The sequence below is a fragment of the Streptomyces roseofulvus genome, assembly GCF_039534915.1.
Classification (GTDB): domain Bacteria; phylum Actinomycetota; class Actinomycetes; order Streptomycetales; family Streptomycetaceae; genus Streptomyces; species Streptomyces roseofulvus.
The window spans coordinates 6,982,875-6,993,545 of record NZ_BAAAWE010000001.1 but is presented as its reverse complement, the minus strand read 5'-3'; the positions used below and the strand labels follow the sequence as shown (position 1 = coordinate 6,993,545).

General features: G+C 71.3%; 6 protein-coding genes. 2 read left to right on the top strand and 4 right to left on the bottom strand.

Annotation, left to right across the window (positions count from 1 at the left end):
* Positions 1–48 precede the first annotated feature (48 nt).
* Genes ABFY03_RS32185 through ABFY03_RS32175 form a run of 3 tightly spaced genes read right to left on the bottom strand, consistent with a single transcriptional unit; the run spans position 49 to position 3,715 of the window.
* Complete coding sequence (locus tag ABFY03_RS32185) at positions 49–975, bottom strand: carbohydrate ABC transporter permease (protein ID WP_346171492.1); 927 nt, start codon at positions 973–975, stop codon at positions 49–51.
* On the bottom strand, positions 972–2,039 hold the full coding sequence (locus tag ABFY03_RS32180) for an ABC transporter permease (RefSeq protein ID WP_346171491.1): 1,068 nt from the start codon (positions 2,037–2,039) through the stop codon (positions 972–974). The genes ABFY03_RS32185 and ABFY03_RS32180 overlap by 4 nt, the downstream gene beginning before the upstream one ends.
* Positions 2,039–3,715 carry an extracellular solute-binding protein gene (locus ABFY03_RS32175; RefSeq protein WP_319010515.1) on the bottom strand — a complete coding sequence of 559 codons (1,677 nt, stop codon included), beginning with the start codon at positions 3,713–3,715 and terminating at the stop codon, positions 2,039–2,041. The genes ABFY03_RS32180 and ABFY03_RS32175 overlap by 1 nt, the downstream gene beginning before the upstream one ends.
* A 335-nt stretch (positions 3,716–4,050) precedes the next feature.
* Here ABFY03_RS32175 and ABFY03_RS32170 point away from each other — a divergent pair, with 335 nt between their 5' ends.
* Positions 4,051–6,894, top strand: coding sequence for a glycoside hydrolase family 3 C-terminal domain-containing protein (locus tag ABFY03_RS32170; RefSeq protein ID WP_346171490.1), 2,844 nt, complete (start codon positions 4,051–4,053; stop codon positions 6,892–6,894).
* Positions 6,895–7,205: 311 nt separating this feature from the next.
* Positions 7,206–9,488: an alpha-xylosidase gene (yicI, locus tag ABFY03_RS32165; RefSeq protein WP_319010513.1), complete on the top strand. Its 2,283-nt coding sequence runs from the start codon at positions 7,206–7,208 to the stop codon at positions 9,486–9,488.
* A gap of 50 nt (positions 9,489–9,538) precedes the next feature.
* On the opposite strand, the gene ABFY03_RS32160 is transcribed toward yicI, so the two are convergent.
* A complete protein-coding gene (locus tag ABFY03_RS32160; RefSeq protein ID WP_346171489.1) occupies positions 9,539–10,654 on the bottom strand; it encodes a ricin-type beta-trefoil lectin domain protein in 1,116 nt (371 codons plus the stop codon).
* Positions 10,655–10,671: the final 17 nt, after the last annotated feature.

Sequence of the window (10,671 nt, the reverse complement as noted above, 5' to 3'; positions counted from 1 at the left end):
TGAAGAAGGAGGGGAGGGAGTACGGATCAGGGGCACGGCCGGCGGGCGTCAGCCCTTGACGGCGCCCGTGAGCATGCCCTTCTTGAAGTGCCGCTGGACGAACGGTGAGGCCACCGCGACCGGGATCAGCGCGAGGACCATGACGGCCATCTGCAGTCCCAGTGCGGAGAGTTGGCCGGTACGGACCGCCTGCTGGAGGCCGGTCGGCGCTTCGGTGTTCTTCTGCACCAGCTGGATGAGCACGTTCTGCAGCGGCATCATCTGCTGGTCGCTGAGGTAGATGGACGCGTTGAACCAGGCGCTCCAGTAGCCGACCGCGTAGAACAGCGAGATGACGGCCAGCACCGCGCGCGAGAGCGGCATGATGATGGTCAGCAGGATGCGCGTCTCGCCGGCCCCGTCGATGCGGGCGGACTCGGTGAGTTCGGGTGAGATCCCCATGAAGAAGGCCCGCAGCACGAGGATGTTGAAGACGCTGACGGCGCTCGGCAGGATCAGCGACAGATAGGTGTCGGTGAGGCCCAGCGACTGCACCAGGAGGTACGTCGGGATGAGGCCGGCGCCGAAGAACATGGTCGCCATGATGGCCATCAGGAAGAACCGGTGGCCCAGGCTCCCGGGCCGCGACAGGCCGTAGGCCGCCAGCACCGACACCGTCATCGAGAACAGCGTGCCGACGAGCGTGACGCCGACCGAGACCATGATCGCCCGGCTGACCTGTCCTCCGCTGAGCAGTTCGGTGTAGTTGACGAAGGTGATGCCCTGGGGGATCACCACGAGGCCGCCGACCTGGTCGATCACGGGCTTCGGGGAGAGGCTGGTGACGATCACGATCCACAGCGGACCGAGGACCCCCAGGCAGCAGAGGGCCAGGAAGCCGCCCTTGGCGGCGAGTCCCGCCCTGCTCGGCGGCTCCTCCCACACGGGGCGGGCGGGAGCCTTGAGGCTGCGGATGAGCTGGGTGTCGAGGCTCATTTCTTGTACACCCCCTGTTCGCCCAGCAGGTGCGCGAACTTGTTCGCGCCCAGGACGAGGCAGACTCCGATGACGCCCTTGGCCAGGCCGACCGCGGCCGCGTAGCTGAAGTCGCCGTTCTGGATGCCCATGTTCCACACGTAGGTGTCGAGGACCTCGCTGGCCCCCGCGCCGACCGCGTACCGCTGGAGCAGGAACTGCTCGAAGCCGACGCTCAGCGCGTCGCCCACCCGGAGGACGAGGAGCAGGGCGATCACCGGGCGCAGCGCGGGCAGCGTGATGTGCCACATGCGCCGCCAGCGCCCCGCGCCGTCCATGGCGGCGGCTTCGTACAGGTCGGTGCTGACGGCGGACAGCGCCGCGAGGAAGACGATGATCCCCCAGCCGGCGTCCTTCCACACGGCCTGCGCGGTGACCAGGTACTTGAAGAGGTCCGCGTCGGTCATCAGGTCGAAGCCGCTCCACCCGTGCTTCTCCAGGGTCTGCGCGATGATGCCGGCGCCGCCGAGGATCTGCTGGAACACGGTGACGACGAGGACCCAGGAGAAGAAGTGCGGCAGGTACATGATCGCCTGGGCCACGGCCCGCACCCGGGGCCGGATCACGCTGTTGATGACCAGCGCGAGGACGATGGGCACGGGGAAGAACAGCACCAGCTGGAGCACGAACAGGACGATGGTGTTCTTCGTGGCGCTCCAGAACAGCGGGTCGTCGAGCATGCGTGAGAACTGTTCGAGACCCACCCACGGGCTGTGGAGGATCGCCGTCACGCCGTTGCTGGAGAGGTACGGGTCGTACTCCTGGAAGGCGACGACGTTGCCGAGCAGCGGGACGTAGTTGAAGAGCAGGAGCAGGACGATGACGGGCGACGTCATCAGGATGAGGGCGCGGTCACGGCGCCACCGGACCCGGAAGGGGACCTTGCGCAGCGCGACGGCCCGGCGCGGCTCGCTCTCCTCCGCGGGGGCCTTCGCGGGGGCCGCGGCGGCGACCGCGGGCCCCGGCGCTTCGGCGGCCGCGGGGGGACGCGTCCCGTCGGGCCTGCTCCCGGCCGTGACGGACATCAGTTGCCGCTGCCGTTCTTGTCGAGGAGCTCCTTGTACCAGTCGCGCAGCTTGTCGCCGCCGGAGGACTTCCAGGTGGAGATGGCCTGCTGGAGGTCGGAGAGCTTCTTGTTGCCGCGGACGAAGTCGATCTCCAGCTGCTCGAACTGGCTGGAGAGGGTGGCGTACCGGGTCGGCTCGACGATGTTCATGCCGTAGGTGGACGTCTTCCTGACGAAGGCGCCCTGCCGCTGCTGCCACTCGACCTGCCTGCGGGTGATGTCGGGGAGGTCGGGGTGGGCGGTGTAGGGGGCGGGGGCGGCGAGCAGCACCCAGGCGTTGTTGACCTCCTGGATGCCGCGGTCGTTCTTGACCGGGGCGCCGTTCTCGACCGTGTAGTGGGTGCCCTCGACGCCGTAGTCGACGAACATCCGCTCCTTGGTGCCGTAGGGGGCGGCCGCGAAGTTGGCGGCGGCCAGCGCGTTCTCGACCGTCTCCTTCGAGGCGTCCTTGCGGATCATCGACCAGATGCCGGCGGGCTGGCCGGCGTACAGCGTCGGGCTGCCGCCGCCGGCGGCGAAGTAGTCCATGCCGGAGATCTCGAAGTCCGGTTGGGAGTGGGCCTGTTCGGCGGTCTTGCCGTACCAGGAGGACATGTCGTTGTTGTAGACCAGGATCTGTCCGGAGGTGAACCGCTGGCTCGGGTCGCCCGTGTTCGCCTTGTCGTCGGGGTGGACGACGCCCGCGGCGAACAGCTTGCGGACCCACTCCAGGTGTTCGAGGTACTCGGGGTGCTCGATGCGGTACGTCAGCTTTCCGTCGCTCCCGATGTTCCAGCCGAGCGACCCGGCCGGGCGGACGCCGAAGAAGCCCGCAGCCGACCACCTCATGTCACCGCAGGCCCACACCTTGGCCTTGGCGCTGGTGGCCTCCTTGGCCCAGCCGAGGAACTCGTCGGCCGACGTGGGTACGGTGTAGCCCTTCTTGTCGAAGACGTCCTTGCGGTAGAAGGGCACGATGTTGGGCACGGGGGCGGCGGGCATCGGGATGCCGCGCAGCGCGCCGCCGAAGATGCTCATGCGCCAGGAGTCGGACGGGATCGCGGCCAGGTTCGGGTACTTCTTGACCTTGTCGCCCGCCAGGTAGGGGCCGAGGTCCATGAACTTCGCGGTGACCGCGCTCGAGATCTTGCCGACCAGTTCCCAGCTGGGCACGACCACCATGTCGGGTATGGAGCTGGAGGCGAGCACGGCACCGAGCTTCTCGCCGTAGGTGTTGCCGTCCTGGTTCTGCCAGGTGATCTCGGTGCCCGCCGCGGCGTCGAGCGCCGTGTAGTACGCGCACCCGGGCTTCGGCGGGGTGCCCCAGAGCGGGGCCATGATCTCCAGGGGAGCGCCGGTGCCGAGTCTCGCCGGGACCGAGGTGGCGAGGGCCGCGAGGTCGACCTTGCTGGTGTACCCCGCCGACGAGCCGTTCTTCGACGGGATGTCCGGCTCGGCGACCTTGCTGGCGACGTAGGTCGGGAGCAGCTTGTCCGCGGCCTTGCCCGACGTGGCGCCCTCTCGCGACCCGCCGCTCCCCGAATCGCTGCAGGCGGTGAGGAGCGGCATCCCCCCGGCCACCGCTGCGGTGGCGACCGCCGTGGAGGCGAGGAAACTTCTCCGGCTCAGTCCGGAGGAGGCGGCATTCGGCGTCATTGCGTCAACCCTTCGTGGCGCACCTGGACACCCGGCGGTGGGCCGTCGGCTGCGGTGTCGTGACTGGAACTGGCTGAGCTGAAAGCGGACATCCGACCACTGCGACGCACGGCGCAGTCGAAGCGCTTCGATGTTGCAGTGAGGTTAAGTGAACACCCAGGGGCACACAAGAGTCGCTTCCAAGATTCCTCCGCGCGGCGGGACGCGCGCCACGGCCCACACTTGCCGACCCTGACCGATGCGAGGACACCGCTCCCTTGACACCCGCCCTGCGGCCTGATGAGCATCGAAGCGCTTCACAAGCGCATCGCCACCCGACCTCAAGGGGATCCCTCGTGTCCGCACCCACGCCGTCCACACCCCCACCCTTCCGTGATCGGCACCTGTCCTTCGCGAAGCGCGTCGACGATCTCCTGTCGCGGCTCACCCTCGACGAGAAGATCGGATTCCTGCACCAGTTCGCGCCCGCCGTGGAGCGGCTCGGCGTCGCCGCCTTCCGCACCGGCCAGGAGGCCCTGCACGGTGTGGCCTGGATGGGGCCGGCCACCGTCTTCCCGCAGGCGGTGGGCCTGGGCGCGACCTGGAACACGGAGCTCGTCCGCCGGGTCGGCGAGGCGGTGTCCCGGGAGGTCCGCGCGATGCGCGCCCGCGACGACCGCGTCGGCCTGAACGTCTGGGCCCCGACCGTGAACCTGCTGCGCCACCCGCTGTGGGGCCGCAACGAGGAGGGCTACTCGGAGGACCCCGAGCTCACCTCGGCCATCGCCACCGCCTACACGCGCGGCCTGCGCGGCGATCACCCGACGTACTGGCGCACCGCGCCCGTCCTCAAGCACTGGCTGGCCCACAACAACGAGACGGGGCGCGACGTCACGTCCTCCTCGGTCCGCCCCCGGGTCCTGCACGAGTACGACCTGCGCGCCTTCCGCGACACGGTCGAGGCGGGCGCCGTGGCCGGTGTGATGCCGGCGTACAACCTGGTCAACGGCCGCCCCAACCACGTCTCGCCCTACCTGCGCGAGCAGCTGCGCGGCTGGACCGAGGAGGAGCTGCTCGTCTGCTCGGACGCGGGCGCGCCCTCCAACCTGGTCGACTCCGAGCACTACTTCGACACCCACGAGGAGGCGACGGCCGCCGCGCTGCTCGCCGGCGTCGACAGCTTCACCGACCACGGCACCGACAGTTCGACGATCACCGCCCGGGTCCGCGGCGCCCTGGAGCAGGGCCTGCTGACCGAGTCGGACGTCGACGCGGCGGTCCGCCGCCACCTCTCGGTCCGTTTCCGTCTCGGCGAGTTCGACCCGGAACACGACCCGCACGCGCTCACCGCGGCCTTCGACACCCCGGACCACCGGGCCCTCGCGCAGGAGGCGGCCGAGCAGGCGGTCGTGCTGCTCAAGAACAGCGGTGGCCTGTTGCCGCTCGCCCCCGGCACCCGGCTCGCGGTGGTCGGCCCGCTCGCCGACGAGTGCAAGCTCGACTGGTACAGCGGCACCCTCCTGCACCGCCGCACGCCGCTGGAGGGTCTGACCGAGCGGTTCGGACCGGAGCACGTGCGGTTCGCGGAGGGCGTGGACCGGATCCTGCTGAAGACCTCGGCCGGAACCTTCCTGCACGTCCCGGAGACGGACGCCGACGACGCGGTGCGCGGCGCCGAGGGCGCCCTCGACCCGGCCCTGCTCGCCGGCCGGACGGACCTCCCCCCGCTCACCGCCGAGGCGACCGGCACCGAGTTCTCCCTCGTCGACTGGGGCGAGGGCGTGCTGACCCTGCGCGCTCCCGACGGCCGCTATCTCTCCGTCGCCGAGGACGGCCTCGTCCGCGCCTCCGCCGACCAGCCCGGGGGCTGGGTCGTCCAGGAGACGTTCCGGCTGGAGCCGCACGGGAACGGCCACCTCCTTCGGCACATCGGTACGGGGCGCCCCCTCTCGGTCGCCGCCGACGGCCTGAAGGTTGCCGCCGGGGACGGGGAGATCTTCGAGGTCGTCGTCGTGGAGAGCGGCGAGGACGCGGTGCGCCGGGTCGCCACGCGGGCGGACGTCGTGGTGGTCGTCGCGGGCAACGACCCGCACATCAACGGACGCGAGACCGAGGACCGTACGACCCTGGCCCTCCCGGCCCACCAGGAACGCCTGCTGCGCGCGGCCCGCGCGGCCAACCCGCGCACGGTGCTCGCGCTGGTCTCGGCGTACCCGTACGCGGTCGATCACGCGGAGCTGCCGGCGCTGCTGTGGACGGCCCACGGCGGTCAGGCGGCCGGCACCGCCCTGGCCCGGATCCTGGCCGGCGACGTCTCCCCCGCCGGCCGCCTCCCGCAGACCTGGTACGCCGACGACTCCGATCTGCCCGGACTCCTCGACTACGACGTGATCGGCGGCCGCCAGACGTACCTCTACTTCCAGGGCACGCCCCTGTTCCCGTTCGGCCACGGCCTGTCGTACGCGTCCTTCTTCTACGAGGGCCTCAGGACGCACATCGAGGACGGGACGCTGCACGTGTCCTTCACCGTCGCCAACACCGGTGACGTCGTCGCGGACGAGGTCGCCCAGCTCTACACCCGGGCCGTGGAGCCGTCGGTGCCACGGCCCCGCAGGGAACTGGCCGCGCACCGGCGGGTGACGCTCGTGCCCGGCGAGGTCATGGAGATCGCCTTCCGGCTGCCGCTGTCGGCCTTGGCGTTCTGGGACGTCGCCCAGGGACGTCGTCGGGTGGCGCCGGGCCGCTACGAGATCCTCGTCGGCGCGTCCAGCGAGGACATCCGCCTGACCCGGACCCTCGGCCTCGACGGCGAGCCGTCCGTCCCCCGGCCGGTCCTGGCGGACGGCCTGGACGCGGTGGACTTCGACGACCAGAGCGACACCGAGATCGTGGACCGGACGAGGACGGCGGGTGACTCCGTCACCCCCGTGACCGGCCGGACGGGCCAACTGGTCTACCGCGACTGCGACTTCGGGGCGGGGGCCGACGGGATCACGGTGGAGGCCGCGGGCGAGGGCACCGTCGAACTCGCGCTGGGCGACGGTCCGGTCCTGGCGGTCCTCACGCTCCCCCGGGGTACGGGCGGCCGCTACGACTACGCGACGGTGAGCGCCCCCGCCGTCGTGGCGGGGGGTGTGCACGACGTCCGCCTCGGACTGCGCGGCCCCGTGCGACTCGCGCGCGTCGCCTTCACCGCCTGAGGTCTCCCTCGACACCTCTGCCGTGGTCGCACGGCATTCATCGAAGCGCTTCACTCAGGGGGACGCGCTGTAACCGCACTTCTGACGAGGGAAAAGGCGTTCGGCGCGATAACCCTCTTCCTTCCGGGGCATTGACACCGCCTCTCAGGTGATGACAGCGTCGAAGCGCTTCACCTACGGTCCCGGGCGCTCCCGCGCCCCCGACGGGCCGATCCACGACCCGGACCGGATCCGAACGCCCCCGAGGACGGCCACCACCGGCAGCGGGGCCTGATCACCGCGCACCGCGCGCGGACGGAGGAAACCACCCGATGAAGTTCACCGACGGCTACTGGCTGATGCGGCCCGGAGTGACCGCGCACTACGCCACCGAGGTCGCGGACGTCCGGGCCGACGAGCACCGGGTCACCCTCTACGCGCCGGTGAAGCACGTGCGCGGCCGCGGCGGCATGCTCAACAGCGCGCTGCTGACGGTCGAGTGCTGGTCGCCGGCCGAGGGCGTGATCGGGGTGCGCGCCACCCACCACGCCGGCTCGGTGCGCCGCGGGCCGGAGTTCGCCCTGCCCGGCGCGCGACCGGACGTGGGCAAGGTGTCCAGGGACGGCGCGGTGGTCGAGCTCGGTTCGGGTGAGCTGTCGCTGCGGGTGGACACCTCCCAGCCGTGGCGCCTGGAGTTCTCCGCCGACGGCCGGGTGCTGACCTCCGTGGGCGAGCGCGGCATCGGCTACGTCACCGACGCCGCCGGCCGGCACCACATGCTGGGCCAACTCGCCCTGGGCGTGGGCGAGCTGGTGTACGGACTCGGTGAGCGCTTCACCCCGTTCGTCAAGAACGGGCAGTCCGTGGACATCTGGCAGGCGGACGGCGGCACCAGCAGTGAGCAGGCGTACAAGAACGTGCCCTTCCACCTGACCAACCGCGGCTACGGCGTCTTCGTCAACCACCCCGGCAAGGTGAGCTACGAGGTCGGGTCCGAGGCCGTCGGCCAGGTCCAGTTCAGCGTCGAGGACCAGTCGCTGGAGTTCTTCGTCGTCCACGGCCCGACCCCGAAGCGGGTCCTGGAGCGCTACACGGCCCTCTCCGGCCGGCCCGCGCTGCCGCCGGCCTGGGCCCTCGGCCTGTGGCTGACGACGTCCTTCACCACGGACTACGACGAGGCCACCGTCAACCGCTTCGTGGACGGCATGGCCCAACACGGCATCCCCCTCGGCGTGTTCCACTTCGACTGCTTCTGGATGCGCGGCTACCAGTGGTGCGACTTCGAGTGGGACCCCGACACGTTCCCCGACCCGGCCGGCATGCTCACCCGTCTCAAGGAACGGGGACTGCGGATCTCCGCCTGGATCAACCCGTACATCGCGCAGAAGTCGGCGCTGTTCGAGGAGGCCGTGCGCGAGGGCCACCTGGTGCGGCGCCCGGACGGCAGCGTGTGGCAGTGGGACCTGTGGCAGCCCGGCATGGCGCTGGTGGACTTCACCGATCCGGCCGCCCGTGCCTGGTACACCGGCAAGCTCCGCACCCTCCTCGACATGGGGGTGGACTGCTTCAAGACCGACTTCGGCGAGCGCGTCCCCACCGACGTGGTCTGGCACGACGGCTCCGACCCCGAGCGGATGCACAACTACTACACCCACCTCTACAACAAGGCCGTCTTCGAGCTGCTGCGCGAGGTGCGCGGCGAGGGCGAGGCGCTGGTGTTCGCCCGCTCCGCCACCGCCGGCGGGCAGCAGTTCCCGGTGCACTGGGGCGGCGACTGCGAGTCCCACTTCAACGCCATGGCCGAGTCACTGCGCGGCGGGCTCTCCCTCGGCCTGTCCGGGTTCGGCTTCTGGAGCCACGACATCGGCGGCTTCGAGGGCACGCCGACCCCGGCCGTCTTCAAGCGCTGGGTGCAGTTCGGGCTGCTCTCCTCGCACAGCCGCCTGCACGGCAGCAAGTCGTACCGCGTGCCGTGGGACTACGGAGAGGAGGCCGTCGACGTCACCCGCGCGTTCACCCTCCTCAAGCACCGCCTCGCCCCCTACCTCCAGCGCGCCGCGCAACAGGCGCACGCCACCGGCGTCCCGGTGATGCGCGCCATGGTGCTCGAGTTCCCCGACGACCCGGCCGCGGCCACGCTCGACCGGCAGTACCTGCTCGGCGACGACCTGCTGGTCGCCCCGGTCTTCACCGACGACGGCACGGTCGACTACTACGTGCCCGAGGGGACGTGGACCAACGTGCTGACCGGCGCCCAGGTCACCGGGCCCCGGTGGGTGCGCGAGCGGCACGGCTTCCACACCCTGCCGCTGCTCGCCCGCCCCGACTCGGTCATCCCGCTCGCCGCGGACGACCAGCGCCCGGTCTCCGCCTGGGCGGACGGCGTCGAACTGCGGGTGCACGCCTTCGCCGACGGCGCCGAGCGCACCGTCGTGATCCCCGGCACCGAAGGCCCCGGCGAGACCGCCCGCTTCCACCTGCGCCGCCGTGGCGACCGCCTGCACGTGACCACCGACAGCCCGCACCCGTGGCGGCTGCGGATCGGCGGCCCGGACGGGCCGGCGCACACCCGGCCGGCCGGCACCTCGGAGGCCGACCTGCCGTACCCGGCCTGACCCCTCCCGGGATCCGGACCCGGGCGGGGTCCGGGTCCCGGGAGGGGCGGTCATCCGGCGGTCAGGGCGGTCCACTTCTGGTTGGAGCCGCTGTGGCAGTCCCACAGCTGGAGCTGGGTGCCGTCGGCGGTGGAGGAGCCGGGGACGTCGAGGCAGCGGCCGGAGGCGGGGTTGCGGTAGCCGCCGTTGTAGGGCTGCCAGACCTGGTTGGCGCCGCCGTGGCAGGCCCACAGCTGCACCTTGGTGCCGTTGGCGGTGCCCCAGCCTGCGGCGTCGAGGCACTTGCCCAGGGAGCGCAGGGTCCCGTCGGTGTAGGCGGACCAGTACTGGTTGGCGCCGCCGCCGCAGCTCCACGTCTGGACGGCGGTCCCGTCGGCGGTGCCGGCGCCGCCGACGTCCAGGCACTTGCCGGTGATGCCGGACTGGACGCGCGCGGGGGCGGGGGCGGGGTTCCTCAGCCACCCGGCGCTGTCCGCGGCCCGCACGCCGCGCTGGAAGGCGTCGGCCATCTTCCGGTAGCCGGCGTCGTTGGGGTGCAGGGCGTCGGCCAGGTCGGCCGTGGTCAGGGCGCTCATGTCGACGTACGCGACGCGCTTGCCCGCGGCCTGCGCCTCGCTCACGATGCCGGGAATGGCCCGGTTGTAGGCGGCACGGTACTGCTCCTCGGAGCCGCTGGTGGACACGACCAGGGAGGCGACGAGGACGGTGGCGTCGGGGGCGGCGGCGGTGATCCGGCCGACCAGGGACTTCAGCCGGGCGGTGGCCGTGGAGACCTGGTGGGAGCGGTTCAGGTCGTTGGTGCCGATGTGCAGCGTCACGACGTTGGGCCGGTAGCGGGTCAGTGCGGCGTCGGCGAGCGCGTCGATCTGCTCGATCAGGTATCCGGAGTGGCCTTCGTTGTCAGGGTCGGACATCGAACCGGCCCGTCCCGTGCCCACGAAGTCCAGCGGGTGGCCGTCCGCCGCGAGCCTGTCCCACAGCGGGGCCCGGTAGCCGTCTCCCGTCGTGCTTCCCACGCCCCAGGTGATCGAGTCGCCCATCGGCATGACCCGGAGGGGCGTGTCGGAGGCGGCGGCCGCGGGGGCCGTTCCTGCCGCCGTCACCCCGGTCACCCCGAGCGCGGCGGCGAGCAGCGTGATCAGCGGGCGCATCCAGGACTTGCTCATGCGTTCTCCTCTCTCGC